We start from the raw sequence: 26,979 nt of genomic DNA on the forward strand, positions 1-26,979 counted from the left end.
CGGCGCCCCGAGGCGTTGACGCGCCGATCCCGCGCGTGGTCCTGTTGCCGATCGACGGACGCGGAGGAAGCCGGTGCGAATCCGGCGCGGTCCCGCCACTGTCACCGGGGAGCAGACCCCACGCGAGGCCACTGTCGGACACACCGGCGGGAAGGCCGGGGCGAGCGTCGATCCGGGAGCCAGGAGACTCCGGCCGTCGCAGGGCACTTCACGAGGACATCGGGCGAGGAACCCGAGGAAGGCCGGCCACGACGATGCACGCTCCCGTGACCCCGCACGCGCGGACGCACCCCCCGGTGACCCGCTCCCGACGCCGCGAGGACCGGGTCCTCGGCGAGCTGCGCCGGGTCCTCACCGGCGCCGCCGGTGTCCCGCTCGACCTGCTGGGCGACGGCCCGGTCCGCGACCGCGTCGAGGCCGCGGCGCGCGTCGACGCGCTGGCGCGCGAGCTCGTCGACCGGATGCGCGGCGCGGGCTGGGCCGAGGGCGCCGCGCCGTCGGCGGTGACCTCGGTGCTCGCCGCGTCCGTCCCCGAGGCCGAGACGGTGCTCCTCCGGGCCGCGCGCGCCCGACGGTGACGGCGACCGAGCAGGACCGTCCCGGCGCGAGCACGGGCACCTACGACCTCCACCACCACGGCGACGCGGAGGTCGGTCCCGGGCTCGTCGACCTCGCGGTCAACGTCCGCACGGGCACGCCGCCGGCGTGGCTGCACGAGCAGGTCGTCGCGAGCCTCGCCGACCTCGCCGCCTACCCGGACCCCCGCGCGGCGACCGCGGCCGTGGCCGCCCGCCACGACCGGCCCGCCGACGAGGTGGTGCCGACCGCGGGCGCCGCCGAGGCGTTCGTCCTGCTCGCCCGGGCCCTGCGCCCGCGTCACGCCGTCGTCGTGCACCCCCAGTTCACCGAGCCCGAGGCCGCCCTGCGCGCGGCGGGGCACGCGGTGGACCGGGTGGTGCTGCGCGACGACTTCGTCCTCGACCCGGCCGCGGTGCCCGACGACGCCGACCTCGTGGTCGTCGGCAACCCCACCAACCCGACCTCGGTGCGCCACCCCGCCGAGGTCCTCGCCGCGCTCGCCCGCCCCGGGCGCACGCTCGTGGTCGACGAGGCGTTCATCGACACCGCGCCCGGCGAGCCCGACTCCCTCGCCGGGCGCCGCGACCTGCCCGGCCTGGTCGTGCTGCGCAGCCTGACGAAGACGTGGGGCCTGGCCGGGCTGCGCGTCGGCTACGCCCTCGCCCCCGCCGGGCTCGCGGCCGGGCTGCGCGCGGTGGCGCCGCCGTGGTCGGTCTCGACGCCGGCCCTCGTCGCGCTCACGGCCTGCAGCACGCCCGCGGCCCGCGCCGAGGCCGACGACGCCGCGCGTGCCCTGGCCGCGGACCGGGAGCACCTGGTGACGGCGCTGGGGCGCCTGCCCGGCCTGCAGATCCGCGGCATCCCCGCCGCCAGCTTCGTCCTCGTCCGCACCCCCGGACGCACCGACGTCCGCGCGCGCCTGCGCGAGCGCGGGCTGGCGGTCCGGCGCGGCGACACCTTCCCGGGCCTCGACGGCGAGCACGTGCGGATCGCGGTGCGGGACCGCGCGACGACCGACCGTCTCGTCACCGAGCTCGGGGACGTCCTGTGAGCGCCCGTCCCGACGGTCCGGCTCCGGCGGGCTCCGCGTCCCTGCACCCCGGCGACCGCGACGCCCTGCACCGCGTCCTGCGCGCCCGCCGCGACGTCCGCACCGGCTTCGTCGACACGCCCGTCGACGACGAGCGCCTGCAGCGCGTGCTCGCCGCCGCCCACGCCGCCCCGAGTGTCGGGTTCTCCCAGCCCTGGGACTTCCTCGTGCTGCGCTCGCCGGAGCTGCGCGCCGAGCTGGCCGCCCTCGCCCGGCACCAGCGCGAGGAGTTCGCGCAGAGCCTCCCGGCCGCGCGCGCGAGGAAGTTCGCCGGCCTGCGGGTGGAGGCGATCCGCGAGGCGCCGCTGGGCATCGTCGTCACCTGCGACCCGACCCGCGGCGGGCGCCACGTGCTGGGCCGGCACACGCAGCCGCGGATGGCCGCGCACTCGGTGGCCGGCGCGGTCCAGAACCTCTGGCTGGCCGCGCGGGCCGAGGAGCTCGGCGTCGGCTGGGTGAGCTTCTTCGACGAGCGCGAGATGGCCGCGCTGCTGGGGCGCCGGGTCGGGATGCCCCAGCACCTCGAGGTCGTCGCGTACCTGTGCGTCGGGCACGTCGAGGCCTTCGCCGACCAGCCCGAGCTCGCGACCGCCGGCTGGGCCCACCGCCGACCCCTGGCGTGGGCCGTGCACGAGGAGACCTGGGGGAACCACCGCATGGACCCGCTCGACGAGACGCTCGCCGCGTTGCGCGATCTCGACCCCGCGCCCGGGGCGGCCGCGGCGCGCGAGCACCTGACCCGCATGACCGTGCCGCCCGGCGCGCTCGGCGGGGTCGCGGAGATCGGAGTGCGCCTCGCGGGGCTCGCCGGGTCGTGCCCGCCGCCGCTGCCCGAGCCGGCGGTCGTCGCGGTGTTCGCCGGCGACCACGGCGTGCACGCCCGCGGGGTGACGCCGTGGCCGCAGGAGGTCACCGCGCAGATGGTCGCGAACTTCCTCGCCGGCGGGGCCGCGGTCAACGCGTTCGCGGCGACGGCGGGCGCCGAGGTCCAGGTCGTCGACGTCGGTGTCGCCGCGGACCTCGAGCCCGCGCCGGGCCTGCTGCCGCGCAAGGTCCGTCACGGCACCCGCGACATGACCGCGGAGCCGGCGATGACGCCCGACGAGGTCCGCACCGCGGTGCGCGCCGGGATCGAGGCCGCCCGCGACCTCGTGACCGCCGGCAACCGCCTGCTCGTCACCGGCGACATGGGGATCGCCAACACCACCGCCTCGGCGGCGCTCGTGGCGGCGTTCACGGGCAGCACCGCCGAGCAGGTCACGGGCCGCGGCACCGGCATCGACGACGCCACCCACGCCCGCAAGACCGCCGTCGTCGCCGAGGCCCTGGCCCGCCACGAGCCCGACCCGGCCGACCCGCTCACCGCCCTCGCCGCCGTCGGCGGGCTGGAGCACGCGGGGCTGGTCGGCTTCCTGCTGGGCGCGGCGGCGCTGCGCACGCCGGTGGTGCTCGACGGCGTGGTGTCCGGCGCGGCGGCGCTCGTGGCGGCCGCGCTGGCCCCGACCGCGTCACACGCCTGGATCGCGGGGCACCGCTCGGTCGAACCGGCCCATACCCTGGCCCTCGAGCACCTGGGCCTCGCGCCCGCGCTGGACCTCGGACTCCGGGTCGGCGAGGGCACCGGGGCGCTGCTGGCGGTGCCGGTGGTCACGGCCGCCGCACGGGCGCTCGCCGACGTGGCGACGTTCGACGCGGCGGGGGTGACCGAGAAGGACCTCGGCGAGGACGGGAGAGACGCACCGTGAGCGAGAGCCCCCGCGTGTACCCGGTGGGGCTGCACCTGCAGGGCCGGCGGGTCGTCGTGGTCGGCGGCGGGTCGGTGGCGCAGCGCCGGGTGGCCGGGCTGCACGAGGTCGGCGCGGACACCCTCGTCGTCAGCCCGACCCTGACCACGGCCCTCGAGGCCCTCGCCGACTCGCGCGAGATCACCTGGCTCGCCCGCCCCTACGCCGACGGCGACCTGGCCGACGCCTGGTACGCCGTGGCCGCCACCGACGACGCCGAGGTCAACGCCGCGGTCGCCGCCGAGGCCGAGCGCCTGCGGGTGTTCTGCGTGCGTGCCGACATCGCCGAGGCCGGTACCGCGGTGACCCCGGCCGTCGGGCGCTACGACGACATCACCGTCGCCGTCCACGGCGGGGGCGACCCCCGCCGGGCCACCGGCGTGCGCGACGGCACCGTCGAGGCCCTGCGCAGCGGCACCCTGCTCGACCGCCGCCACCGCGCCGTGCGCCCCGGCGTCACGCTCGTCGGCGGCGGCCCGGGCGACCCGGGGCTCATCACGGTCCGCGGGCGCCAGGCGCTGGCGCAGGCCGACGTCGTCGTCACCGACCGGCTCGCCCCGCAGCCGCTGCTCGACGAGCTGCCCCCGGACGTCACCGTCATCGACGCCTCGAAGCTGCCCCGCGGGCGGTACATGAGCCAGGACACGATCAACCAGGTGCTCGTCGAGGAGGCGCTGGCGGGGCGCCGGGTGGTGCGGCTCAAGGGCGGCGACCCGTTCGTGTTCGGCCGCGGCCTGGAGGAGATCCAGGCGTGCACCGCCGCGGGCGTCGAGGTCGAGGTCGTCCCCGGCATCACCAGCGCGATCGCCGTGCCGGCCCTCGCCGGGGTGCCCGTCACCCACCGCGGCGTGACCCACGAGTTCACGGTCGTCTCGGGGCACCTGCCGCCCGGCCACGCCCAGTCGCTCGTCGACTGGGATGCGCTCGGGCGCCTGCGCGGCACGATCGTGCTGCTCATGGCCGTGGAGAACATCGGCGCGATCACCGAGGCGCTCGTGACCGCGGGCCGCGACCCCGAGACCCCCGCCCTCGCCGTGCAGGAGGGCGGGCTGCCCGGCGAGCTGACGACGCGGGCGACGCTCGGCAAGCTCCCCGACGCCATCGCCGACGCCGGCCTGCGCCCGCCGGCCGTCATCGTCATCGGGCCCGTCGCGGACCTGGCCTAGTCCGCCAGCTCCACCACCAGCGCGCGGTGGTCGGACACCGGCGTCTCGATCGCCTGCGCGTCCCGCACCACCGGCGGCGCGCCCGCGCGGACCAGCACGTGGTCGAACTGGATGCGGGGCCGCTCGGACGGGAACGTCGGCGTGCGGACCAGGCTGTGCCAGCCGCGCAGCACCGCAGGGGGTACGGGTCCGGGCATGTTGAGGTCGCCGAGGAGGACGACCGGGCCGGGCAGGTCCCGCACCGCGCGCGCCAGCCGGGTGAGCTGGGCGATGTTGAAGCCCGGCGCGAACGACAGGTGGGTCGCGACGACCGTGCCGACCGGCGCGGGTGGGGCGAGCACCGCGGCCAGGGCGAGGCGCGGCTCGTCGGGGATGAGCGCCAGTCGCCGCGCGTCGACGAGCAGCGGCAGCGTCGCGGGTGTGGTGCCGAGCGGGATGCGGCGCCAGTGGGCGACGGGGTAGCGGCTCACCAGCCCGACGCCGTAGGTGGGCGCGACGCCGAGCACCTCGTCGGCGGCCGCGGCCCGCCACGACTCGCCCGGCGTGCCGACGACCGCCGGGACGAAGCGCGCGTCGCGGGCGCCGATGGCCTCGGCGGCGAGCGCGGTCTGGTCGACCAGCCCCGAGCGGGGCTGGGCGTGGTCGACCTCCTGCAGGGCGAGCACGTCGGCGTCGAGGCCCTTGAGGGCGTCGTGGAGCCGTTCGGCACGCACGACGCCGTCGGCCGGCGAGCGCCCGTGCAGGAGGTTGAAGGTGGCCAGCCGGGTCACGGGCCCGTCAGCCCTCCGGGGTGAGCATCGGCACGTGCTCGCGGACCCGGTCGGTGTGCGAGTCGGTGGCCCGCTCGGTGTCGGCGGCGACGGCCATGCTGCTCCCCGGATGCTCGGATGATCTGCTCAGGTGTGTGCCCCGGCCGGCGCCGGCTGACACGAGGGACACCACCACACCTCGCGGGTGTACGGCGCGCCCGAGCCGGCCGCGGGGCGGAAGCGCACGAGCGTCCCGCAGCGCCGGCAGGGCCGGTTGGAGCGGCCGGTGACCCAGTGGTTCTCGCCGCGGCGCTTCACGCCCGTGGTCGTCATGCCGGTGCCGTGCTCGAGACTGTGGCGGATCATCCGTCGGGCCAGGGTGAGCAGGGGCTCGAGGTCGACGTCGCGCACCGGCGTCCACGGCCAGAGCCCGCGCAGGAAGCACACCTCGACCGCCCACAGGTTGCCGAGCCCGGACACGCCGCGCTGGTCGAGCAGGGCCTCGACGATCGGCCGGTCGGGGTCGCGGCGCAGGCGCGCGAGCGCGGTCTCCTCGTCGAACGCGGCCTGCGTCGCCGTCGGCGCGCCCGCGAGCACGTCCGGGCCGAGGTGCCCGACGACGCGGTGCTCGTCGCGGGTGCGCAGCAGCTGGAGCACCGGCACGTCGACGCCGACGAGCGAGACGCCCGTGTCGAGGGTCAGGACCGCGCGCACGGCCAGGTGCCGGGGCAGCAGCGGCCGGCCGTCGTCCCCGTGCTTGCGCACCACCGTCCACGACCCGCTCATCCGCAGGTGGCTGTGCAGGGTCAGGTCGCCCGCGACGCGGGTGAGCAGGTGCTTGCCGTGGGCACGGGTCGCGACGAGGACGCGCCCGGCGAGGTCGACGGTCGCGAGCGACGGCGTCCGGAAGTCGCTGCGGACGACGGTGGCGCCGGACAGGGCGTCGAGGCGGGCGGCGCACCGGTGGACGGCGTCACCCTCCACGGCTCCTCCCTCCGGTGCTCCCCTCTAGTGGCGGCCCAGCCCGAGGCGCTCCGCGGCCCAGGCGGCCGCACCCGACGCGGGGCCGAACGCCGACACCGCGCCCGGGTCCCCGCCGTGTGCCAGCCCGAACCCGGTGCGCTCGGCGAGCCACTCCCGCACGCGCGGCATCTCGGTCAGCCCGCCACGCACCAGCATCGCCGGTCGCGGGCCGGTCAGCGTGCCGACGAGCGCGGTGATGCCCTGGGCGATCTCCTCGAGCCCGGGCGCGAGCATGGCGCCGAGGTCGGCGTGGGTCAGCCCGACGACCCCCGGCACCGGGTTCTCGGGCGGCAGCACCGGCAGCGCCACGTTCACCGAGCCGTGCGCGGCGAGCACCTCCTTGCCCTCGCGGACGCCCGCGCGCAGGCGGTACCAGGCGCGGTGGGCCTCGAGGTCGCCGCCGAACCGGACGCGTGCGGCGAGTGCGGGCGAGGCGCGGTCGAGCACGAGCTGGGCGAGCGCGTCGTCGAGCACCTCCGCGCCGACGTTCACCGTGCGCACCGCGGCCACCGAGCTCGTCCCGTCAGCCGCGCGGTCGACGACGGCGAGCTCGGTCGCGGCCCCGCCGACGTCGACGACGAGCAGCCGGCCCTGCCCGCCGAGCCGGTGGGCGGCCGCACGCGGGGAGTCGAGCAGCTCGAGCTGGTCGGGCGACGTGTACGGGATGGCCCCGAGCGCGGCGAGACCCGCGGCGCGCAGGGCCTCGCGTGCGGCCGCCGTCCACGACGCCGGGTGCAGCAGCACCACCGCCGACGGCAGCGTCCCGCGGCGCGCCGCCTCCGCCCGCACCACCTTCGCGATCAGCGCGGTCGCGACGTCCACCGCGGTGGTGGGCCGGGGCCAGCGGGTGAGCAGCTCCGGCGGGCCGCCGGTGCTCGCCGCCAGGTGCGGGCGCGTGCGCAGCAGGGCCGCCGACGGGTCGACCGCACCCGCCTCGAGCGCGGGACGACCGGCGAGCACCACGCCGTCGGGCCGCGAGAGGACCGCCGACGGCATGCTCGGGAAGCCGTCGACGTTCACCGGACCCACGCGCACCCAGCCGTCGCGGGGGTCGACGTCGGCCCAGGCGCCCACCGTCGAGGACGTCCCGTGATCGACCGCGAGGGTCCATCGGGCGTCCGGCGTCGTCACGCTCCGCAGGGTGTCACAGACCGGCCCGCGGTCAGCCGTCCCCCGGCGCCAGGAGCACGGGCAGGCGCGCCCACGCGTTGACGAGCACGCTGCGCCGGCGCTCCACCGGCAGCTCCGTGCCCGCGGTGAGGCCGGGGAAGCGGTCGAGCAGCGACCGCAGGGCGACCTCGGCCTCGAGCCGCGCCAGCGACGCGCCGAGGCAGAAGTGCAGGCCGTGACCGAAGGCGAGGTGCCCGGTGGTGTCCCGCAGCTCCTCGTAGTCGTCCGGGTGCTCGAACCGCGCCGGGTCGTGGTTCGCCGCGGCCAGCGACACCGTCACCAGCGCGCCGCGGGGGATGACCACGCCGTCGAGGTCGACGTCCTGGGCGGCGAAGCGCAGGGGCGCGTGGGCGATCGGCGAGCCCCAGCGCAGGAACTCCTCGATGGCCGCGCGCAGCGCCTCGGGCTCCGCGGCAGCGAGACGGTCACGCAGCGCGGGGTCGCGCAGCATCGCCTCGACCGCGGTGGTGATCAGCGTCGCCGTCGTCTCGTGGCCGGCGATCAGCAGGATCATGCCCATGGCGACGATCTCGTCGGTGGAGAGCGCGTCGCCCTCCTCCGAGACCTCGATGAGCGCGGAGATCAGCGCGTCGTCGGGCTCGGTGCGCTTGCGCTCGACGAGCTCGCCCAGGTACGCGGCGAGGCTCGCGCTCGCCTGCTGTTTCGCGTCGTCGGGACCCTCGTCGATCATGGTGTTCGACCAGGCCCCGAACGCGTCCCGGTCCTCCACCGGCACGCCCAGCAGCTCGCAGATCACCGCCATCGGCAGCGGCACGGCGTAGTCGGCGACGAGGTCGACCGGCCCGTCGGCGGGCATCCCCTCGAGCAGCGCCGCCGCGATCGTCTCGATCCGCGGGCGCAGCGCGGCCACCCGGCGCACCGTGAACGCCTTGACGACGAGCTTGCGCAGCCGGGTGTGCACGGGCGGGTCGTTGAGCAGCATCATCAGCCCGCCCGGGGCCGGGATGCCGGGCACGTTCGCCCGCTGGTCCTCCGGCAGCGTGTTGCGGAAATCCTTGACGAAGCGCGGGTCGGCCATCACCGAGCGGGCGTCGGCGTAGCGCGTGACCAGCCACGTGCTGCCGCCCTCGGGCAGCTCGACCTCCCGGACCGGCGCGTGCTCGCGGACCTCGGCGAGGACGGCGAACGGCTCGCGCCAGTAGTCGTCGGTGAAGACCGGGCCGGTGGCGAGGTCGGTCACGAGCAGGACCCTCTTTCACTGAGCGGTGGTTCAGCGACGACGCTACGCGCGCCGCGGCGGCCCCGCCGTCCGGTCAGCCGCCCCGCTTCCCCATCCCCGCGCTCGTCGCGCCGAAGGTGCGTCCGGTCTTCCGGAACTGCTCCTCCAGACGGGGCACCATCGTCTTGGCCTGCGCCAGGACGGGCAGGTCGCCGAGCGACGAGAACGTCAGCGGGCGCATGGCGGCGACGAGCGCGACGGCCTTCGGCACGAAGATGCGGCGCTTGCGCTTGACGATGCCCTCGAGGAACGCGTCCGCGCAGTCCCCGACCGACGTCAGCGCGCCCAGCGGGTAGGGCAGCTTCTTCAGCGTGTCCTCGAACGTCGACGAGTCGGCCTTGACGTCGCGCACGAGGTCGGTGTCGATCCAGCCCATGTGCGCGGTCCCGACGCCGATGCCGCGGTGGGCGAGCTCGAAGCGCAGCGCGTTGCCGTAGTTCTCGACGCCGGCCTTGGCGCCGCAGTAGGCGGCCATGCCGGGCAGCGCGGTGAACGCGGCGAGCGACGACACGAGCAGCACGTAGCCGCGCCGCTTCTCGACCTCGGCGACCGTGGCCGAGACGGTGCGCGAGACGCCGATGAGGTTGACCTCCATGACGCGCGCGACGACGTCGGCGGGGCTCGTGGCGACCGTGCCGTGGTTGGCGATGCCGGCGTTGGCGACGACGACGTCGATGCCGCCGAGCTCGGAGACGGTCGTCGCCACCGCCGCGTCGAGCGACTCCTGGTCGGTGACGTCGCACTCGGCCCAGGTGTGACGCCCGTCCGTGGTCTGCCCCAGCTCGGTGACCAGCTTATCCAGGCGCTCGGGCTCCATGCCGACCGCGGCGATGTGCGCGCCGTGGGCGGCGGCGCGCCGCGCGGTCTCCTCGCCGATGCCGCGGGCGGCGCCGGTGATGAAGAGGACCTTGTCCTTCAGGGCGCCGGTCGGGATGTGGGCCACGGGGTGTCTCCTCGTCGGATCGGATCGGATCGGATCGGGTCGGGGCGTGTCGGGTCGGGGCGTGTCGGGGGTGTCGAGCGCGGTCAGCGGCGGGACGCGGCGACCGGGGTGATCGTGTGCTCCTCGGGCCGGAAGCGCCGCACCCGCCGCCGGAACGGCATGGTGAAGGTCGGCCAGAGGGCGGAGTTCTTGCCGTGCTTGTCGAGGTACCAGCTCGAGCAGCCGCCATCGACCCAGACGGTGCCCTCGGTCTTGCGCTGCATCTCGGCGACGAACGCCTCCTGCGCGGCGCGGGTCGGCTCGACGGCGCCGACCCCGTGGGTGCGCATGTGGCGCAGGGTGTCCATCACCAGCGCGATCTGGGACTCGATCATGAACACGACCGAGTTGTGGCCGAGCCCGGTGTTCGGTCCGAGCAGGGTGAAGGCGTTCGGGAAGCCCGCGATCATCGTGCCGTTGTGGGCGTACGGCGAGCCGTCCCAGTGGTCGGCCATCGTGCGCCCGTCGCGACCGTGGACGCGGTGGCTGATCGGCAGGTCGCCGATGGCGAAGCCGGTGCCGGCGATGATCGTGTCGACCTCGTGCTCCGTGCCGTCCGCGGTGACGACGGCGTGGGGCTTGATCTCCACGATCTTCTCGGTGACGACCTCGACGTTGTCCCGGTCCAGCGCCGGCAGGTAGTCGTTGGACAGCAGGATGCGCTTGCAGCCCATCGCGTAGCTCGGCGTGATCTTCTCGCGCAGCTCCGGGTCGGTGACCTGCCTGCGCATGTGCGCCTCGGCGATCTTGGCCGCCTTGGCCATGCGCTTCGGGTCCTTGAACCCGAACACGAACGTCTCGCGCGCCCAGTAGATCGCCTCGCGCACCAGCCGCTGCGCCGGCGGGAAGTACCGGAAGAGCAGCTTCTCGAGCCTCGTGATGGCGCGGTCGCCGCGCGGCATGATCCACGGCGGGGTGCGCTGGAAGACCTTGAGCGTGCCCACGGCCGGCGCGATCTCCGGCACGAACTGGATCGCCGAGGCGCCCGTGCCGATGACGGCGACGCGGCGTCCGGTCAGGTCGAGGTCGTGGCGCCAGGTGGCGGAGTGGAAGACGGGCCCCTCGAAGCTGTCGAGCCCGGGGACGTCGGGGAACGACGGGTCGGACAGCGCGCCCGAGCCGAGCACGAGCACGTCCGCGGTCCAGACGCCCTGGCTCGTGGTGACGACCCAGTGCTGAGGGCCCTCCTCCCACGTCGCGTCGAGCACCTCGTGCCGGTTGCGGGTGAAGCGGTCGATCCCGTACTCGGCCGACACGCGCTGCAGGTAGGCGTGGATCTCCGGCTGGGCGGAGAACGAGCGGCTCCAGTCGGGGTTCGGCGCGAACGAGAACGAGTAGAGGTGGCTCGGGACGTCGCAGGCGCAGCCCGGGTAGGAGTTGTCGCGCCAGGTGCCGCCGACGTCGTCGTGGCGCTCGAAGATCAGGAAGTTGTCCTCGCCCGCCTGGCGCAGCCGGATCGCCGTGCCCAGGCCCGAGAAGCCGTTCCCGACGATGGCCACCGCGAGGTGCGCGACGGGCTCGCCGCCCGACGGCTCGGCGGAGCTCCGCGGCGCTGCGTCTCCCCGCCCCGGGTCGGCCGGACGCTCGTTCTGCGTCACTGCGCTCATGGGTCCTCCTCGTGCGGTGGGCCGGTCGTCGTCGCGGCAATTGGTACGCGACCGTACCAGGGCGGCGACCAGTGTGGTACGCGGTGGTACCGTTGTCCAGTGTCCGTTCCTGCCGCTGATCACACCGCGAACCCGCCGGGGTCCGCCCACCGTGATCGTCTCGTGCAGGCGATGATCGCGCTGGTCGCCGACCGGGGGTACGCCGCGGTCACCGTCGCCGACGTCGTCGCGGCCGCCCGCGTGTCGAAGCGGACGTTCTACCAGCACTTCTCCGACCGCGAGGACTGCTTCCTCGCCGCCTACGTCGCCGCCGCCGAGGGCCCGCTGACCCGCATCGCCGAGGCCGTCGCGCCCGCGGTGGAGGCGGACGCCGGTGCGCCGCCGCCGTCGCTGGCCGACGAGGTGACGGCGGGCACGCGCGCCTACCTCACCGCGCTCGCCGAGCAGCCGGCGCTCACCCGCACCCTGCTCACCGAGATCAGTGGTCTGGGTCCGCGGGGATGGCGGGTGCGGCGCGAGGTGCTCAACCGCTTCGCCGACCAGCTCTCCGCACTCGTCGCCCTCGGCGCCGCGCGCTGGGCGTCGACGGGGCCGGGTCGACCGGGACCGGACGTGCCGGAGCTCGCCGGGGTCGACGGCCTGCCGCGCCCCACGGCCGTCGCGCTCGTGGGCGGCATCAACGAGCTCGTGCTCGACGCCGTCGAGGACGGTCGGGGCGAGCGCCTCGGTGAGCTCGCCCCGACCGTCACCGAGCTCGTCCTCGCCGTCATCGACCGCGCCGCCCGCCGCGAGGACTGAGGCGGTCCCGCTCGAGCGTCGACCCGGCGCGTAAACGCCGCGACATCGGGGCGTCGCCGCGAGGTGAGGTCGTCGTGACCCTCGGCCGTCCGGGTGACGGTCACCGTCGCTCCTCCCGTCGCGCCGGGCCGACCGTCCGACCGTCGCGCGGTGCGCGCCCGTCGAGCGGGGGTCGGTCCCTGATGCCGTGGCCTGCGTATCCTCGGACGATCACGGCGACGGCGGCCCCCGTGGCCGGGACCCGAGAGCCGGCCGGGCGCCCACCGGCGCCGGGGCCGACGCGAGGCGCGAGGTGAGACGGCGATGAACCGACCCGGCGGACCCCCCGGCCGGGGACGACCCCCATCAGGCCCGGGCGGTGGTCCGGGCGGAGGCCCGGGCGGAGGCCCGGGTGGCGGCCCGCCGCCCGGACCCCGCGGACGCCCGCCCGGCCGTGGCGGGGGACCGCCGCCCGGCCAGCCGCCCCAGGGCCCGCCCCCGCGGCCCGGCGGCTTCGCGATGCCCGGGCGCAACCGGGGCTCGCGGGGCTCTCGGGGCAGTGGTGGCGCCACGCCCGCGGCCCCGCCCGGCGGACCCCGCCAGCAGGCCACCCGCGTCGGCGCGCCGGACTGGAGCCGCGACCCCCAGGTCGGCTTCGACCCGGACGTCGCCCGCGCCGCGCGCGAGCAGGAGGCGCCGCGCCCGTCCTGGCGCGAGCGCCTGCCCGAGCGCCCCGCGTGGCCACGCCCGGGCGGCGGCGGCCGGGGTGGCGGCCGGTCCTCGCGGCTGAGCTGGCCGAGGCGGATCGGCGCGGTCCTCGCCGTGCTGCTGCTGCTCGTCGTCGGGTTCGCGATCTACCTCGACACGCAGATGACCCGGATCGAAGCCCTGCCCGAGTACGAGGGCTCCGCCAGCTCCGGCACGAACTGGCTGATCATCGGTTCCGACAGCCGCGCCGGCATCGACGACACCGCCGCCCAGCAGCTCTCCACCGGCGAGGTCGACGGCAGCCGCACCGACACGATGATGCTCGTGCACGTCGGCGGCTTCGGCGGCCAGACGTCGCTGACGAGCCTGCCGCGCGACTCGGTGCTGCCCATCCCGGGCCACGGTCGGGGGCGCCTCAACTCGGCGTACGGGATCGGCGGGCCGAAGCTGCTCGTGCAGACCATCGAGCAGGCCGCCGACATCGAGATCGACCACTACGCGGAGATCGGCTTCGAGGGTTTCGCCGGCATGGTCGACGCCATCGGCGGCGTCGAGATGTGCCTCGACGACGCCATCGACGACCCCAAGGCGGGCATCGACCTGCCCGCCGGGTGCCAGGAGCTCGACGGCCCGAACGCGCTGGGCTTCGTCCGCACCCGCGCGTTCCCCAACGCCGACCTGCAGCGCATCCAGAACCAGCGCAAGTTCCTCTCCGCGCTGATCTCGGAGGCGTCGAGCCCCACGGTGCTGCTCAACCCGTTCCGGATCGTCCCGTTCGCCAACTCCGCGATCGGGATGCTGACGGTCGACGACAGCACCCACGTCTGGAACCTCGCGAGCCTCGGCTTCGCGATGCGCTCGCTGTCCGGCGGCAGCGGGGTGACGACGACCGTGCCGGTGGACCTGTCCAGCAGCGTCTCCGGCGGCGTCGTGTGGAACCGGCAGAAGTCCTCGCAGTTCTTCGACGCGATCCGCGAGGACGAGGAGATCCCGCAGGACCTCATCACCGGGGGCTGAGCTCCCGGAGCCCCGACATGACGGGGCCCCACACGACCGGGCCCCGACACGACGACGCCGACCGGGCTCGGGGACCGGTCGGCGTCGGGGGTCGTGCTCGGGCTCGCGTCGGCGCGACCCGCTCAGGCCTGGTCGGCCGAGAGCGCGTGGGCCGGGGTCGGGGCGTTGGCGAACTCCTCGACCAGCGTGCTGCAGAACGCGGGCAGGTCGTCGGGGTTGCGGCTCGTGACCAGGCCGTCGTCGACGACGACCTCCTCGTCGACCCACTCCGCGCCGGCGTTGCGCAGGTCGGTGGCGATGCTCGGGAACGAGGTCATGCGGCGCCCGCGGACGACGTCGGCCTCGATGAGCGTCCAGGGGGCGTGGCAGATCGCGGCCACCGGCTTGCGGTTGGCGAAGAACTGCCCGACGACCTGGACCACGTCCGGGATGGTGCGCAGCAGGTCGGGGTTCGCGACCCCGCCCGGCAGCACGAGGGCGTCGTAGTTCTCGATCTTGACCTGGGTGATGACCGCGTCGACGTCGAAGCGGTCGCCCTTGTCGAGGTGGTTGAAGGCCTGGATGGACCCCGGCGTCTCCGACACCAGCACGGGCGTGCCACCGGCCTCCTGCACGGCCTTCCAGGGCTCGGTCAGCTCGACCTGCTCGGTGCCTTCCTTGGCGCAGAGGAACATGACGGTCTTCCCCTGCAGCGGCTTCGACTCATCAGCCATCGCGCGCGGCGCCTCCTCGCGTCGTAGGTACCCTCGGGGGGTATGCACCCGCTCCCCGTACGGGACGGTGCGGTGGACGCGAGGGGCTCCCCCGGCCCCGGTGCGACGAAACGGAGGCCTCCCGATGACCAGCACCACCCTGTCCGTGCCCGAGATCCACTGTGGGCACTGCAAGCAGGCGATCGAGGGTGCCGTCGGCCCGCTCGAGGGCGTGCAGGCCGTCGAGGTCGACGTCGACGCCCGCAGCGTGCGCGTCGACCACGACGACGCCGTGACCGTCCGCGCGCTGGTCGACGCCATCGAGGACCAGGGCTACGACGTGCCCGACCAGGACGCCCTGGCGAACTGACGCCGTCTGCGGCGCCGCGTTTGGGCTGCCGGGCGAGCCGCCGCGCCGGGGCCGCCGGTGTCTCGTCAGGCGCTCTTGCTGCGACGGCTCTTCGCCGGCGCGGTCTCCTCGTCGTCCTCGGACTTCTTCTTCGACGACGAGCGCCGCGTCGACTTCTTCGGCGCCTCCTCTGCTGCCTGCTCGGCCTTCTCCTCCGTCTTCTCCTCGGTCTTCTTGGTCCGCGAGCGGGAGCGCTTGGGCTTCTCCTCGGACCCGGATTCGGCCGCGACCTCCTCGGACCCGGAGTCGGAGCTCGCCGCCGCGGGCTCCTCGGCCGGCGCCTTGCCGCCGGCCGCCTCGACGCTGCGCCGCAGGGCGGTCAGCAGGTCGGTCATGTCGTCGCCCTCGTCGGCCGCGGCCGGCTCGGGTGCCGGGCGCCCGCCGCCGTGCTCGCGCTTGTACTCGATGAGGTCGACCATCGCCTGGCGGTAGTCGTCCTCGAACTGGTCGGAGTCGAAGTCGCCCGAGAGGCTCTCGACCAGCGAGGACGCCATCTGCATCTCCTGCGGGCGCAGGTCGACCTCGGTGCGCAGCGTCTCGAACTCCGGCTCGCGCACCTCGTCGGGCCACAGCATCGTCTGCAGCACGATCGCCTCGTCACGTACGCGCAGCAGCGCCAGCGTCTCCCGCTGCCGCAGCGCCACCTTGACCACGGCCATGCGGTCGGTCTCGCGCAGGGCCTCGCGCAGCAGCGCGTAGGGCTTGACGGCCTTGTTCTCCGGCTCGAGGTAGTAGCTCTTGTCGAGCAGCAGCGCGTCGATCTGGTCGGACGGCACGAACTGCACGACGTCGATCTCGTGCCCGCTCGCGACGGGCAGCGTCGCGAGGTCGTCGTCGTCGAGCATGATCAGCTGGCCGTCGTCGGTCTCGTAGCCCTTGGCGATCTCGGAGTACTGCACCTCCTCGCCGCAGACCGAGCACGTGCGCTTCTGGCGAATGCGGCCGCCGTCGCGCTCGTGCACCTGGTGGAAACGGATGTCGTGGTTCGTGGTCGCGGCGTACAGCCGCACCGGCACGTTCACGAGCCCGAACGACACCGCGCCGTTCCAGATCGCGCGCATCATCGGCCCCTCTCGGCGGACAGGCGGGTCGTCGCGGATCGTCGACCGTCACCGTGCGTCCGCCCCAGCATGCCGCAGGAGCACCATCTGTCCCAGTCAACGCCGCCGACGACGCGCCGACCCCGGTCCGCGGCGATGTCGGACGGCGGGGGCACGATGGGCCGGTGCGTCCGATGCTCCCCGTCCCCGGCGACCTGCCGGTCGACGGTGCCTGGAGCTACGAGGTCGACTGGGCGGGAGTCCGTCTGCTCGCCGACGTCGACCAGGGCGAGCTGACCCTCCGCACCGCCGACGGCGAGGACGTCACCGACCGGTTCCCCGAGTTCGGCGGCCTCGTCGACGCCGTCGCCGACGGTCTGCTCGACGGCGAGGCCGTGATGCTCGACGGCGGCAGCCCGTCCGCCGACGCGCTGGGCGAGCGCCTGCGGGTCGCCGACGCCGGCCGCGCCCGGGCGCTGGCCCGCGAGCGGCCGGCGGTGTTCATGGTCTACGACGTCGTGCGCCTCTATGGGGTGCCGCTCGACCCGCGCCCGCTCGAGGAGCGGCGGGCCGTGCTCACGCGCCTGGACCTCTCGCGCACCACCCGCATCCAGATCAGCCCGGCGTACGACGACGGCCCCGCGCTGCTGTCGGGCGTGGTCGCCCAGCGGCTGGCCGGCGTGATCGCCAAGCGCCGCGGCACGCCCTACCGCTCCGGCGACTCGGGCGGCGACTGGATCCGCGTCGACCCGGCCGTCACGACCGCTCCCACCCGGACCCCGACCGCGTCCGCCGCCCCGCCCGCCCCGCCCACCCCGACAGCTGCCCCAGCCGCGTCCCGCCGACCCCGGCACGCGCGCCGGGAGCGCACGCCGCAGCACGACACGCTCTTCTGACGGGCGCTGGTCGGTCGCGACCTCCGGATGGCGGGTCATCGGCGTAACCGCCGATCGTGGTGGTCGGTCGCGAGTCCGGGTTGGTCGGGCTCGTCGGGCCGGCCCGGTGGCGGTGCGCCGGAGGCCACCGGCGCGTGCTCGTCCGCGGTCACCGGCAGGAGAACCGGACGGACGGTGCGGTAGCGGCGGCCCGACGGCGTGGTCCAGAGGACCGAGCCGTCCGGACCGCGCGCCACGGCCCACCCGGGCAGGTGCTTGATGCGGTGGTGGTGTCGGCACTCGGGGCCGAGGTTCTCGACGGCCGTGCGCCCGCTGCCCTGGTCGGGTCCGTAGGGGACGAGGTGGTCGAGATCGCACGCCTGCGCGGGCACGCGGCAGCCGGGGAAGGTGCAGGTCAGGTCGCGGTTGCGGACGTGCTCGGCCATGGCCGCCGGTGGTCGGTAGCGCTGGTGGCCGACGTCGAGGACCGCGCCCGTGGCGGGGTCGGTGAGGATGCGCCGCCAGGTCGCGTCGTCTCCCGCCGCCAGAGCCCGCGCCGTCTCGGCGGTGACCGGGCCGTACCCGACCAGCTCGGCCGGGCGGTCGTCGAGCCCGAGGAGCGTGTCGGCCGGGACGACGACACGGATCTGCACGGCGCGCGGTCGCCGGGTCGGGGCGCGGGTCGGTGCCGCCGACGGCCGAACGCCGACCGGCCGCGCGGAGCCGGAGCGGCCGCGAGCGCCGGTCGGCCCCGTCGAGCCAGGGCTGGTCGGCCTCGCCGAGCCGGCCCCGGAGGCCCCGGCCCCGGAGGCCCCGGCCCCGGAGGCCCCGGCCCCGGAGGCCCCGGCCCCGGAGGCCGCGGAGGCGCCGGCTGCGTCGGCAGCGCCGGTCGACCGAGCCTCGTCGGCGGCGACGTCGTCGCGACCCGCCTCCGCGGCCTCCGCGGCCTCCCCGGGCAGCGCGCCCGCGGAGGCGAGCGCGCCCAGGGCCACGAGATCGCACAGCGCGTCGGCGCGCCGGGCGTCGGGGGAGCGCTCGGCGTCCTCGACGCTCGCGGGCCCGGGGTCGACCGGGTCGGCGCGGCGCGCGTGGGCGTCGAGGGTGCGGTAGAGCAGCAGGGCTTCGGCGGCCGGGAGGTAGGCGGTCACGGTGGCCATGCCGTGGTCCTCGGCGCCGAGGTGGACCCCGCGCTCGCGTGCCGCCGCCCGCTCGCGGCGGCGGGCGCTCGACGGGTCGAGGCGCACCGCGGCCCGACGCGCGCTGCCCGCGAGCTGGGCGGGCGTGCGGGCGATGGACCGACCCGCTGGCGTGCCCTCCAGCAGGTCGCGGCAGAGGCGCTCGCGCAGCGCGGGATCGAGGTCGAGCAGGACCCCACCGACCGCGCGCACGTGCGCGAGCCCCAGGCGCCCGTCGAGCATGGCCTCGACGAGCAGTGGCAGGCCGCTGACCAGGCTGACCGCCTCGTCGACCCGCCGGGCGGCCGTGCGCTGCGCGACCTGCCAGACCAGCGCGAGCTCGGCGACCACCGAGTCGACCTCGGCGCGCACGCCGCCCACGGCGTCGTCGAGGAGCGTGCCCGGTGGCCGCCGCTCCGCGCGTTCGACTGCCCGGGAGACCAGCGCCTCGATCGAGATCATCTCCTGGGCCTGGACCCACGCCGTCATCCGTGACCAGCCCTCGAGCCGCGCGAGACCCTCGGCGGACGCGACCTGCCACGCCCGCTCGCCGGCCGGCGAGTGGTCGCCGGCCTCGGCAACCGGCGCCAGGAGCTCGGCGGCGAGCAGGTGGTCGGCCAGCTCGGCGCCTGCAGCGAGGTCGGTCAGGCCCACGACGCGCGGACCGACCGTCTCGTCGACGAATCCTTCGAACACGTGTTCGATGGTAGCTGCCGACCCCGACAGCGAGGGCCCGTTCCGCCGAGACGCCCTCAGGAAGGAGGCGCTACGTCTCGAGACCCATCGCCTCGTCGGCGGCGTCGAGCGCCTCGGACGTCCAGCCGATGACACGCCCGCCGGTCCGGCCGAGCTCGCGCATGTCCTCGAGGAACTCCGCGGGCGTGCCCTCGAGGTCGATGCGGACCTCGCGGCGGGCGCTGCGCGCGCCGTCGAGGGCGGTCCGCCCCTCGTGGCCCGCCGAGAGCGTCGCCAACAGACCCCCTGTCGAGGCCAGCGAGCCCCGCGCGGCCCCGAGGCGGCCGAGGGCGTCGTCCAGCGACGACAACAGCGCCGAGCGGTTGCCCTCGCACATGGCGGCGGTGAGCTCGGGGCGGGTGGCGGCGACCCGCGTGCCGTCGGTGAACGAGCCCGCGGCCAGGGCGAGGGCGAGCTCGCCGCCGTCGGCGCCGACCGCGGCCAGCACGGCGGCGAACAGGTGCGGGAGGTGCGAGATGCGGGCGACGGCGAGGTCGTGCTCGTCGGCGGCGGCCGGGACGACCACGGCCCCGCACGCCAGCGCGAGGGCGGCCACGTCGACCCACACCTCGAGGTCGGCGTCGTCCTCGGTCGCGACGACCCACACCTTCTCGTGGAACAGCTGCAGCGAGCCGGCGTCCCAGCCGGAGAACTCGGTACCGGTCATGGGGTGGCCCCCGACGAAGCGGGTGGCGGGCGCGCGACGGGCGACCGCCTCGGCCACGGGCACCTTGACGCTGGTGACGTCGGTCAGGCGGCACCGCGGCGCCTCGCGGGCGACGCTCGCGAGCACGTCGTCGAGCGCCGTCAGCGGCACCGCGAGCACGACGAGGGCGTCCTCGGCGGCGGCGCGGGCCAGCGCCTCGTCGACCGAGGCCGCGATGTCGTAGCCGTCGGCGGCGGCCTTCTCCGCGGTGGTCGTCGAGGCGGAGGCGCCCCAGGTGCGCCGTCCGGCGTCGGTGGCGGCGCGCAGCAGCGAGCCCCCGATCAGCCCGAGCCCGATGACGCACACCGGACGCTGCTGGGCCGCGGCCAGCGTGGCCCCGGGCGAGGCCAGGGCGGACTCCACGGCTTCCGTGTCGGCATCCACGCGGGCGAGGGTAGGGCGACCCGGGAGAGTGAGGACGATGCGCCCGAACGGGGTCTCAGCCGGGTCGCAGGGCGTCGAGGACGTACCCCGAGTACAGGGCCACGCCCGCGACCATGGCGTCCTCGTCGAAGACGACGCGGTTGGAGTGGTTCGGCGGGGCCTCGGCCGGGTCGACGTCCGTCGGGCACGCGCCCAGGAACGCGAGCGCGCCGGGCACGCGGGAGAGCACGTAGGAGAAGTCCTCCGAGCCCATGATCGGGTCGGGCATCGGCTCGACGAAGCGCGACCCGAGCACCGAGCGCCCGACGTCCGCGAGGCGCTCGGCGACGTCGGGGTCGTTGACGGTCACGGGGTAGCCGACCTCGATGTGCACGTCGCAGGTGCACCCGTAGGCCGTCGCGACGCCCGTGCAGACCTGCCGGATCTCGTCGAGCACCCGGGCGCGTGTCTCCTCCGACAGCGTGCGCACCGTGCCCTCGAGCAGCGCGGTCTCCGGGATGACGTTGGTCGTGGTGCCGGCGCTGATGTGCGCGACGGTGAGCACCGCGGGGTCGAACGCGCTGACCCGCCTCGTGATCATCGTGTGCAGCGCGCCCACCATCGCCGCCGCTGCGGGGACCGGGTCGAGCGCGTCCTGCGGCGCCGAGGCGTGGCCGCCGCGGCCGGTGACGCGCACGTGCAGGTCGTCGGACGAGGCCATGATCGAGTCGGGGCGCGTCTGCAGCGTCCCGGCGGCGAGCCGCGAGGTGACGTGCAGGGCCATCGCCGACTCCGGGACGCCGCCCGGCCCGTCCGCCGAGAGCAGGCCCTCGTCGATCATCGTCCGCGCGCCGTGGGCGCTCTCCTCGCCGGGCTGGAACATGAACACCGCGGTGCCGGCCAGGCGCTCGCGGCGCCCGCAGAGCAGCCGGGCGGCGGACGCGAGCATCGCGGTGTGCAGGTCGTGACCGCACGCGTGCATGGCGCCCTCGACCTCGGAGGCGAACGGCACCCCGGAGTCCTCCGTCATCGGCAGCGCGTCCATGTCCGCGCGCACGAGCACCGTCGGGCCGGGACGGGCGCCGCGCAGGACGGCGGTGACGGAGCTGCAGTCGCGGCCGGTGTCGATCTGGAGGGGCAGCTCGCGCAGCGCGGAGAGCACGGCCGCCTGGGTGACCGGCAGCGTCAGCCCGACCTCGGGGACGCGGTGCAGGACGCGGCGCAGGGCGAGTGTGCGGGGCTGCAGCGCGCGGGCCTCGGCGAGGAGCGCCCGCTCGGGGGCGCGGTGAGCCGCCCGACGACCGCCCGCTCGTCGCTCCGGAGCCGTCACCCGTCCGATCCTGGCACCCCCGTCGTGTGGCCGCGGCGTGCGCGCACCGTCCGTTCACCCGCCGGCGGTCCTGCGGATGCCCGGAGGCAGTGCGTCGACGACCGTCCGGCGCCCGTGACCTCGTCGGACTTCCACGCAGACACGCCCGCACTTACCGTAGTGGCATGGCAGCCCAGGGCCCCGGAGGCTCCGCCGCGACACGCGGCGGCGCGGGCACCGTCGCGCCCCTCGACGGGTGGGCCGTGGCGGTGACGCGCGAGGAGGGCCGCTGGCGCGCCGTCCCGATGGACCGCGACAGCCTCGCCGACCTCGACGCGGCCATCAGCGCCCTGCGTGGCCTGCGCTCGACGGGCGCGGTGCTCGGCCTGCTCGACGTCGACGACGAGTTCTTCGTCCTCGTGCGCCCGACGCCCGGCGGGGTGGCGCTGCTGCTCTCCGACGCCGTCGCGGCGCTCGACTACGACGTCGCCGCCGACGTGCTCGACCTCCTGCGCCTCGAGGTGCCCGACGAGGACGAGGCCGACGACGACCCGTGGCCCGAGGGCGACCTCGGCATGCTCGCCGACCTCGGCGTGCCGGCCGACGAGCTCGCGGTGCTGGTCGAGGAGATCGACCTGTACCCGGACGAGCAGCTCACGGCCATCGCCCGCCGCTGCGGGTTCGCCGAGGAGCTGGCCAAGGTCGTGGAGACCGCTGGCACCTGAGGCCCGGGAGACGGAGCGGAGCGGAGCTCGACCCGTCGATGTCGCGTGGATGGTCCGGGCCCTCGAGGTCGCCCGGACCTCGGGTGACGACGTGCCCGTCGGCGCCGTCGTGGTGGACGCCGACGGCCGGGAGCTCGCCGCCGCGGCCAACGCCCGTGAGGCCACCGGCGACCCGACGGCGCACGCCGAGATCCTCGCGCTGCGGGAGGCGGCGACGCACCACGGCGACGGCTGGCGTCTGGGTGGCTGCACGCTCGTCGTCACCCTCGAGCCGTGCACGATGTGCGCCGGCGCGGCGGTCCTCGCCCGGGTCGACCGGATCGTCTTCGGTGCTTGGGAGCCGCGGACCGGCGCGGTCGGGTCGCTGTGGGACGTCGTCCGCGACCGCCGGCTCAACCACCGTCCCGAGGTGGTCGGTGGCGTGCGGGAGGCCGAGTGCGCGGCCCTCATGGTCGAGTTCTGGCCCGGTCGTCAGCGCGGAGGAGCGGTCCCGTAGCCTTGTCGGCGGTAGCGTGTCCGAGCGGCCAAAGGAGCGCGCCTCGAAAGCGCGTGTGGGTTCTGCCCACCGTGGGTTCGAATCCCACCGCTACCGCACCCACGGGGGCTCCGCCCCCTGTGAACCCCCCGAACACGGGGCCGGTTCACGACGAAGGGCCCCTCCCGATCACCGGGAGGGGCCCTTCGTCGTGTCCGGGTGCGCTAGTGCACGGCCTGGCGGGTGAAGTTCGGCGGGATGATCAGGTCCTCGGGCACGAGGTCGTGCACCGACGACTTCCCGAGCCCCATGAGGCCCGAGCCGATGCCGCCGCGCAGGATCTCGAAGACGTTCTCGACGCCCGGCTGGCCGGCGGCGGCGAGGCCCCAGAGGTAGGCGCGCCCGATGGCGACGGCGCGGGCCCCGAGCGCGAGGGCCTTGACGACGTCGCTGCCGCGGCGGATGCCGCCGTCGAGGATGACCTCCACGTCGCGCCCGACGGCGTCGACGATCCCGGGCAGCACGCGGATCGGCGCCGGGGTGGAGTCGAGGTTGTTGCCGCCGTGGTTGGACACCTGGATCGCCGTGGCGCCGGCGTCGACCGCCCGCTTGGCGTCGTCGATGCGGGTGATGCCCTTGACGCAGAAGGGCAGGTCCGAGCCCCACTGCTCGCGCAGCCACGCGACGTCGGCCCAGGTGGGCGGCGGGGTGAACATCCACTGGCCGTAGGCGCCGAAGAACGTCGGGGCCTGCTCGCCCTGGGTGGGGATGTTCGGGACCGTGAGGTCGGGGATCTTGCCCGAGCGCAGGAACGCGAGGCCCCACTTCGGGCGGGTGGCGCCCTCGGGGATGTACTTGAGGATGGTCTTCCAGTCCATCTTCTCCGGGATGGCCGGGCTGCCCCAGTCGCGCCCGTGGGAGAACGACCAGTCGAGGGTGACGATGAGGCCCTTGGCGCCGGCCTTCTTCGCGCGCTCGGCGCGGGCGGCGAGGGTGTCGCGGTCGCCCACCCAGTACATCTGGAAGAAGGTCGTCGGGTTGGCCTCGACGACGTCCTCGATCGAGCGGCTGGCGAACGACGACAGCCCCATCGCGGTGCCCGCGTTCTTCGCCGCGCGCGCCACCGCGACCTCGCCCTCCGGGTTGACCGCCTGCACCCCGGTGGGCGAGATGATCACCGGCATCGAGATCGACTGGCCCATGACGGTGGTCGTCAGGTCCTTCTCGAACGGCAGGTCGCACACGTGCGGCAGGAACTGCAGCTCGCGGAAGGCGTTGACGTTGTCCTCGAGCGTCGCGCCGGCCTCGCTGCCGGCGACCAGCGCGCCGTACACCGACTTCGGGAGGCTCTTGCGGGCGCGCCGCTGCGCCTCCGCCACGGACTCGAACCACTGACCAGCCATGAGGACCCTTCTCCGCGCGTGACTCGCTGCACAGCACCGTACCGGCGCGTGGCACGGCGCACGGTGTCTGCGCGGACGGTCCGGGGCTGTCCGTTCGGAGGGGGCGCCCCGACCGTCAGCGGGAGGGCGGCGGTCCGGTGGAGGCGCGCACGATCAGCTCGACGGGCAGCCGGTGCTCGTCGTCGACGCTGCTCGCGCGCAGCAGCAGGGTCGCCGCGCGCCGGCCCTTCTCCCGGTGCGGCTGGCGCACGGTCGTGAGGGCGGGGTGGGCGTCCGCGGCGGCCGGGACGTCGTCGAACCCGACGACCGACAGGTCGCGGGGCACCGCGAGCCCTGCGTCCTCCGCGGCGGCCAGGGCCCCGAGGGCGAGCTCGTCGCTCATCGCGATCAGCGCGGTCGGGCGGGGCCGGCGGGCGAGCAGCGCGGCCGCGGAGCGGCGTCCGGCGTCCCGCCCGTACGGCGAGCGCTCCTCCACGGATACGTCGGCCCAGGTCAGACCGGCCGACTCCACGGCCTCCCGGTAGCCGACGAGGCGCTCGCGGGCCGCGCGGTAGTGGGCGCGGGCCTGGCGGTCGAGGTCGGCGGTGCCCTCCCATTCGTCGTCGACGATCGGCATGGCGATGACGCCGAGGCGGGTGTGACCGAGGTCGAGCAGGTGGCGGGCGGCGGATGCAGCGCCCCGTCGGTCGTCGATGCCGACGTGCCCCGCGCCGGGCAGCCGCGGACCGTCGACGACGACGAAGGGCAGACCGCGGTCGACGATCGCCGCGAGCTTGCCCTCGATCGGCACGTCGCAGTAGCAGATGACGGCGTCGACCAGCGCCACCCGCGCGACCGCGCCGGCGGGCCCGCCGCTGATGAGCACGAGGGCGAGGTCCTCGTTCTCGCAGACCTCGCTGACCCCCTGGAGGAACAGCACCGCGGCGGGGTCGCTGAACGCGAACGACATCGGGTCGTCGTAGACGAGACCGAGGGCGTTGACACGCCCGCGCGAGAGCGTGGCGGCCAGCGGGTGCGGCCCGGCGTAGCCGAGCTCGCGGGCGGTGTCGAGGACCCGGTCGCGCAGGCGGGGGCTGAGGCGCTCGGGGTGGTTGTAGGCGTTGGACACCGTCGCCCGGGAGACGCCCAGCGCGTCGGCGACGGTCGCGAGCGTGACCCGCCCGCCCCGGCGCCCGTCGGTCTCCACGGACCGATTCTCCCGCGCCGTCGCGGTGGCCGGCAGTGGCGCGGAGGTGAACCGGTTCAAACACGGGTCGATCGACTTCGCCGTACCCCTTGCGACGTCCCGCTTTGAACCGGTTCAGTAGCCGGGGACGAGACGAGGAGGGGACATGCGACTCCCACGGAGCTGGCGGGACCTGGTCGACCGCGACACCTGGCGCAGCGCCGCCGCGCGGGAGGTGGCGCGCGAGGCCGAGCGGGTCGTCGCCCGCGCCGCGGCCCGCGACCGGCTCCGCGCCGTCGAGGCCGAGATCGCGGCCCTGCTCGCCGACGAGTACGTGCCCGCGCGGGGGCGGCGGCTGCGCGCCCTCGAGCACGCGCGGGAGGACCTGCAGGCCGAGCTCGTCACTTGAGGGCCCGGCCCGTCCGGCGCGACCCGTTCCTCCCGACGGCCGAACCGTCGGCGACCCGTGGGCGAACGACGCCCGGGAACCCGACGAGGAGGTGGCCGCGTGGCCCTGCCCGTGATGCCGGCGGACACCGCGGCGACGCCGGAGATCCACACCGAGGTCGAGGTCGAGGTCGAGGTCGAGGCCGAGGTCGACGTCGACACCGATGCCCCGGCGAGCGCCGACGCCGCCGTGGTCGCCCGTCTGGCCCGGCGGGAGCAGGCGGCGCTCGACGAGCTCTACCAGCGCTACGGGCGCCCCGCGTACTCGCTCGCGCGCCGGATCTGCGGCGACGAGGGCCTCGCGGAGGACGTGGTCCAGGAAGTGTTCCTCGCGCTCTGGCGCGACCCCGCCCGCTTCGACCCGTCGCGGGGCACCGTCGCCGGCTGGCTCATGACGCTCGTGCACCACAAGGCCGTCGACGCCGTGCGTCGCGAGGCCACCCGGCGCCGTCACCACCCGACGACCGGCGAGCCGGACGAGGGCGTCCCGGCCGGCGGGCCCTCGGCGGCGCGGCAGGCGTTGGGTGCGGTGATCGGCGAGCAGGTGCGCGCCGCGCTGCACCGCCTGCCCACCGAGCAGCGCACGGCCCTCGGCCTCGCCTACTACGGCGGCTACTCGCAGCGCGAGGTCGCCGGCCTCACCGGCGTCCCGATCGGCACCGTCAAGTCCCGCATGTTCGCCGGGGTCGCGCGGCTGCGCGTGCTGCTGGGGCCGGTGCTGGGCGCGTCGGCGGCCGACGCGCTCGGGGACCTGGCGTGAGCACCTGCGCTCTGCGCGCCGACGCCGTCGGCGCCGCGTTCTCGGCGCTCGAGCCCGAGGAGGACCTCGCGCTGCGGGCCCACCTCGCGCACTGCGCGGCCTGCCGCCGGACGCTCGCCGAGGCGACGGACGTCGTCGCCGCCCTGGGGGCCGCGGTGCCCCAGCTCGACCCGCCGCCCGCGTTGCGGGGGCGGCTCCTCGACACCGTCCGGGTCGAGCGCGGGCCGGAGCCGCCGACCCCGACGCGCGTCCCGCACCCACCCGCCGCACCCCGCCGCTCGCCTGCCCTGGCGATGGCGGGCGCCCTCCTGGCCGCCGTCGCGCTCGGGCTGGTCATGGTCCTCGCCGGTGCCGTGCTCGCGACGCGGTCGCCCACCCCGGACACGTCGGCGAGCACGGTGGACGCGCGGGCCGACCGCGTGGTCGCCGACGCCCGGTCCGCCGACCCCGGCGTGCGCGCCACCGTCCTGCGCGGGGAGACCGGCGCCCCGGTCGCCGTCCTGCTCGACCCCGGCGACCCCGCCGCAGCGGTCCGCCTCGTCGCGCTCGACCTCCCCGCGACCGGGACCGGCCGCGACTACGTCGTGTGGGCCACCGGGCTGCCGGGCAACGCGCCCGAGGCGGTGGCCGTCATGGACCCGGACGACGGGGTGACACGCCCGCTCGGCGACGTCCCGGGACCCGCTCCGGGGACGCCCGCCCCGCGCGGGTGGGCGGTGTCCGTCGAGGCCAGCGGGCCCGTGCCGCCGCGGCCGTCGACGGTCGTGGCCGTCGGTCTGGTGGCGGGCTGACGGTCGGCCGACCGCGA

The 26,979-nt window shown here is 75.8% G+C and carries 26 protein-coding genes, 1 tRNA gene and 1 riboswitch; of the genes, 14 read left to right on the top strand and 13 right to left on the bottom strand.

Annotated elements, in window-relative coordinates; translation table 11 throughout:
* The first annotated feature begins 38 nt into the window (after positions 1-38).
* Positions 39-212, top strand: a riboswitch (cobalamin riboswitch).
* Between the two features lie 84 nt (positions 213-296).
* From PGB27_RS13990 to cobA, 4 genes are read left to right on the top strand one after another with little or no spacing between them, the layout of a single operon-like run.
* Positions 297-578: a hypothetical protein gene (locus PGB27_RS13990; protein ID WP_274200964.1), complete on the top strand. Its 282-nt coding sequence runs from the start codon at positions 297-299 to the stop codon at positions 576-578.
* A complete protein-coding gene (gene cobC, locus PGB27_RS13995; protein ID WP_274200965.1) occupies positions 575-1,630 on the top strand; it encodes an Rv2231c family pyridoxal phosphate-dependent protein CobC in 1,056 nt (351 codons plus the stop codon). Before PGB27_RS13990 ends, cobC begins: the two co-directional genes overlap by 4 nt.
* Complete coding sequence (gene cobT / locus PGB27_RS14000; RefSeq protein WP_274200966.1) at positions 1,627-3,414, top strand: nicotinate-nucleotide--dimethylbenzimidazole phosphoribosyltransferase; 1,788 nt, start codon at positions 1,627-1,629, stop codon at positions 3,412-3,414. Before cobC ends, cobT begins: the two co-directional genes overlap by 4 nt.
* Complete coding sequence (gene cobA, locus PGB27_RS14005) at positions 3,411-4,619, top strand: uroporphyrinogen-III C-methyltransferase (protein WP_274200967.1); 1,209 nt, start codon at positions 3,411-3,413, stop codon at positions 4,617-4,619. The genes cobT and cobA overlap by 4 nt, the downstream gene beginning before the upstream one ends.
* On the opposite strand, the gene PGB27_RS14010 is transcribed toward cobA, so the two are convergent.
* From PGB27_RS14010 to PGB27_RS14035, 6 genes are all read right to left on the bottom strand, one after another.
* Positions 4,616-5,389 (bottom strand): endonuclease/exonuclease/phosphatase family protein, encoded by a 774-nt coding sequence (locus PGB27_RS14010; RefSeq protein ID WP_274200968.1) that lies wholly within the window; start codon positions 5,387-5,389, stop codon positions 4,616-4,618. The two genes, cobA and PGB27_RS14010, sit on opposite strands and share 4 nt — an antisense overlap.
* 126 nt (positions 5,390-5,515) lie before the next feature.
* Complete coding sequence (locus PGB27_RS14015; protein ID WP_274200969.1) at positions 5,516-6,352, bottom strand: DNA-formamidopyrimidine glycosylase family protein; 837 nt, start codon at positions 6,350-6,352, stop codon at positions 5,516-5,518.
* A gap of 24 nt (positions 6,353-6,376) precedes the next feature.
* Positions 6,377-7,522 (bottom strand): Hsp70 family protein, encoded by a 1,146-nt coding sequence (locus PGB27_RS14020; protein WP_274200970.1) that lies wholly within the window; start codon positions 7,520-7,522, stop codon positions 6,377-6,379.
* A gap of 31 nt (positions 7,523-7,553) precedes the next feature.
* Positions 7,554-8,762, bottom strand: coding sequence for a cytochrome P450 family protein (locus PGB27_RS14025; RefSeq protein WP_274200971.1), 1,209 nt, complete (start codon positions 8,760-8,762; stop codon positions 7,554-7,556).
* A 73-nt stretch (positions 8,763-8,835) separates the two neighbouring features.
* Positions 8,836-9,744: an SDR family oxidoreductase gene (locus PGB27_RS14030; protein ID WP_274200972.1), complete on the bottom strand. Its 909-nt coding sequence runs from the start codon at positions 9,742-9,744 to the stop codon at positions 8,836-8,838.
* Positions 9,745-9,827: 83 nt separating this feature from the next.
* Positions 9,828-11,390: a flavin-containing monooxygenase gene (locus tag PGB27_RS14035; RefSeq protein ID WP_274200973.1), complete on the bottom strand. Its 1,563-nt coding sequence runs from the start codon at positions 11,388-11,390 to the stop codon at positions 9,828-9,830.
* Between the two features lie 99 nt (positions 11,391-11,489).
* Between PGB27_RS14035 and PGB27_RS14040 the strand changes: the two genes are divergently transcribed.
* The gene (locus PGB27_RS14040) at positions 11,490-12,188 is read left to right on the top strand and encodes a TetR/AcrR family transcriptional regulator (RefSeq protein ID WP_274200974.1); all 699 of its coding nucleotides are present in this window, start codon (positions 11,490-11,492) and stop codon (positions 12,186-12,188) included.
* Between the two features lie 498 nt (positions 12,189-12,686).
* Positions 12,687-13,892 (top strand): LCP family protein, encoded by a 1,206-nt coding sequence (locus PGB27_RS14045; protein ID WP_274200975.1) that lies wholly within the window; start codon positions 12,687-12,689, stop codon positions 13,890-13,892.
* Between the two features lie 122 nt (positions 13,893-14,014).
* On the opposite strand, the gene PGB27_RS14050 is transcribed toward PGB27_RS14045, so the two are convergent.
* Positions 14,015-14,605, bottom strand: a complete 591-nt coding sequence (locus PGB27_RS14050; RefSeq protein ID WP_274200976.1) for a type 1 glutamine amidotransferase domain-containing protein — start codon at positions 14,603-14,605, stop codon at positions 14,015-14,017.
* Positions 14,606-14,729: 124 nt separating this feature from the next.
* Between PGB27_RS14050 and PGB27_RS14055 the strand changes: the two genes are divergently transcribed.
* A complete protein-coding gene (locus tag PGB27_RS14055) occupies positions 14,730-14,954 on the top strand; it encodes a copper ion binding protein (RefSeq protein ID WP_274200977.1) in 225 nt (74 codons plus the stop codon).
* Positions 14,955-15,019: 65 nt separating this feature from the next.
* Here PGB27_RS14055 and ku read toward each other — a convergent pair whose 3' ends face one another.
* Positions 15,020-16,054 carry a non-homologous end joining protein Ku gene (gene ku, locus PGB27_RS14060; protein ID WP_274200978.1) on the bottom strand — a complete coding sequence of 345 codons (1,035 nt, stop codon included), beginning with the start codon at positions 16,052-16,054 and terminating at the stop codon, positions 15,020-15,022.
* 173 nt (positions 16,055-16,227) lie between these two features.
* On the opposite strand from ku, the gene PGB27_RS14065 reads away from it, so the two are divergent.
* On the top strand, positions 16,228-16,929 hold the full coding sequence (locus tag PGB27_RS14065; protein ID WP_274201100.1) for an ATP-dependent DNA ligase: 702 nt from the start codon (positions 16,228-16,230) through the stop codon (positions 16,927-16,929).
* Positions 16,930-16,964: 35 nt separating this feature from the next.
* Here PGB27_RS14065 and PGB27_RS14070 read toward each other — a convergent pair whose 3' ends face one another.
* The 3 genes from PGB27_RS14070 to PGB27_RS14080 form a co-directional block, all read right to left on the bottom strand.
* A complete protein-coding gene (locus tag PGB27_RS14070; protein WP_274200979.1) occupies positions 16,965-18,779 on the bottom strand; it encodes an HNH endonuclease signature motif containing protein in 1,815 nt (604 codons plus the stop codon).
* A gap of 70 nt (positions 18,780-18,849) precedes the next feature.
* Positions 18,850-19,830: a prephenate dehydrogenase gene (locus PGB27_RS14075; protein ID WP_408630070.1), complete on the bottom strand. Its 981-nt coding sequence runs from the start codon at positions 19,828-19,830 to the stop codon at positions 18,850-18,852.
* Positions 19,831-19,963: 133 nt separating this feature from the next.
* On the bottom strand, positions 19,964-21,217 hold the full coding sequence (locus PGB27_RS14080; RefSeq protein ID WP_408630062.1) for a M20 metallopeptidase family protein: 1,254 nt from the start codon (positions 21,215-21,217) through the stop codon (positions 19,964-19,966).
* Between the two features lie 164 nt (positions 21,218-21,381).
* Here PGB27_RS14080 and PGB27_RS14085 point away from each other — a divergent pair, with 164 nt between their 5' ends.
* The 3 genes from PGB27_RS14085 to PGB27_RS14095 all read left to right on the top strand — a co-directional run bounded on the left by PGB27_RS14085 (position 21,382) and on the right by PGB27_RS14095 (position 22,513).
* On the top strand, positions 21,382-21,921 hold the full coding sequence (locus tag PGB27_RS14085) for a tRNA adenosine deaminase-associated protein (RefSeq protein ID WP_274200980.1): 540 nt from the start codon (positions 21,382-21,384) through the stop codon (positions 21,919-21,921).
* Between the two features lie 49 nt (positions 21,922-21,970).
* Positions 21,971-22,417, top strand: a complete 447-nt coding sequence (locus PGB27_RS14090) for a nucleoside deaminase (protein ID WP_274200981.1) — start codon at positions 21,971-21,973, stop codon at positions 22,415-22,417.
* 10 nt (positions 22,418-22,427) lie between these two features.
* Positions 22,428-22,513: transfer RNA gene (locus PGB27_RS14095), tRNA-Ser, on the top strand.
* A 107-nt stretch (positions 22,514-22,620) separates the two neighbouring features.
* Here the strand turns inward: PGB27_RS14095 and mftD are convergent.
* Entirely contained in the window at positions 22,621-23,799 is a 1,179-nt protein-coding gene (mftD, locus tag PGB27_RS14100) for a pre-mycofactocin synthase MftD (protein WP_274200982.1), read from the bottom strand.
* 115 nt (positions 23,800-23,914) lie between these two features.
* Positions 23,915-24,985, bottom strand: a complete 1,071-nt coding sequence (locus PGB27_RS14105) for a LacI family DNA-binding transcriptional regulator (protein WP_274200983.1) — start codon at positions 24,983-24,985, stop codon at positions 23,915-23,917.
* 145 nt (positions 24,986-25,130) lie between these two features.
* Between PGB27_RS14105 and PGB27_RS14110 the strand changes: the two genes are divergently transcribed.
* The 3 genes from PGB27_RS14110 (at position 25,131) to PGB27_RS14120 (ending at position 26,962) form a co-directional block, all read left to right on the top strand.
* Complete coding sequence (locus PGB27_RS14110; RefSeq protein ID WP_274200984.1) at positions 25,131-25,373, top strand: hypothetical protein; 243 nt, start codon at positions 25,131-25,133, stop codon at positions 25,371-25,373.
* A gap of 99 nt (positions 25,374-25,472) precedes the next feature.
* Entirely contained in the window at positions 25,473-26,171 is a 699-nt protein-coding gene (locus tag PGB27_RS14115; RefSeq protein WP_274200985.1) for an RNA polymerase sigma factor, read from the top strand.
* Positions 26,168-26,962 (top strand): anti-sigma factor domain-containing protein, encoded by a 795-nt coding sequence (locus tag PGB27_RS14120; RefSeq protein ID WP_274200986.1) that lies wholly within the window; start codon positions 26,168-26,170, stop codon positions 26,960-26,962. The genes PGB27_RS14115 and PGB27_RS14120 overlap by 4 nt, the downstream gene beginning before the upstream one ends.
* Positions 26,963-26,979: the final 17 nt, after the last annotated feature.

It is taken from the genome of Actinomycetospora lemnae, from assembly GCF_028737315.1.
Lineage (GTDB): Bacteria > Actinomycetota > Actinomycetes > Mycobacteriales > Pseudonocardiaceae > Actinomycetospora > Actinomycetospora lemnae.

What these genes read in the sequence shown, in the direction of transcription:
- PGB27_RS14090 (WP_274200981.1), top strand. Translation starts at nt 21,971, where the DNA reads ATGGTCCGGGCCCTCGAGGTCGCCCGGACCTCGGGTGACGACGTGCCC.
- PGB27_RS14050 (WP_274200976.1), bottom strand. Translation starts at nt 14,605, where the DNA reads ATGGCTGATGAGTCGAAGCCGCTGCAGGGGAAGACCGTCATGTTCCTC.
- PGB27_RS14045 (WP_274200975.1), top strand. Translation starts at nt 12,687, where the DNA reads ATGCCCGGGCGCAACCGGGGCTCGCGGGGCTCTCGGGGCAGTGGTGGC.
- PGB27_RS14035 (WP_274200973.1), bottom strand. Translation starts at nt 11,390, where the DNA reads ATGAGCGCAGTGACGCAGAACGAGCGTCCGGCCGACCCGGGGCGGGGA.
- mftD (WP_274200982.1), bottom strand. Translation starts at nt 23,799, where the DNA reads ATGGCTGGTCAGTGGTTCGAGTCCGTGGCGGAGGCGCAGCGGCGCGCC.
- PGB27_RS14065 (WP_274201100.1), top strand. Translation starts at nt 16,228, where the DNA reads ATGCTCCCCGTCCCCGGCGACCTGCCGGTCGACGGTGCCTGGAGCTAC.
- PGB27_RS14085 (WP_274200980.1), top strand. Translation starts at nt 21,382, where the DNA reads ATGGCAGCCCAGGGCCCCGGAGGCTCCGCCGCGACACGCGGCGGCGCG.
- PGB27_RS14055 (WP_274200977.1), top strand. Translation starts at nt 14,730, where the DNA reads ATGACCAGCACCACCCTGTCCGTGCCCGAGATCCACTGTGGGCACTGC.
- PGB27_RS14110 (WP_274200984.1), top strand. Translation starts at nt 25,131, where the DNA reads ATGCGACTCCCACGGAGCTGGCGGGACCTGGTCGACCGCGACACCTGG.
- ku (WP_274200978.1), bottom strand. Translation starts at nt 16,054, where the DNA reads ATGCGCGCGATCTGGAACGGCGCGGTGTCGTTCGGGCTCGTGAACGTG.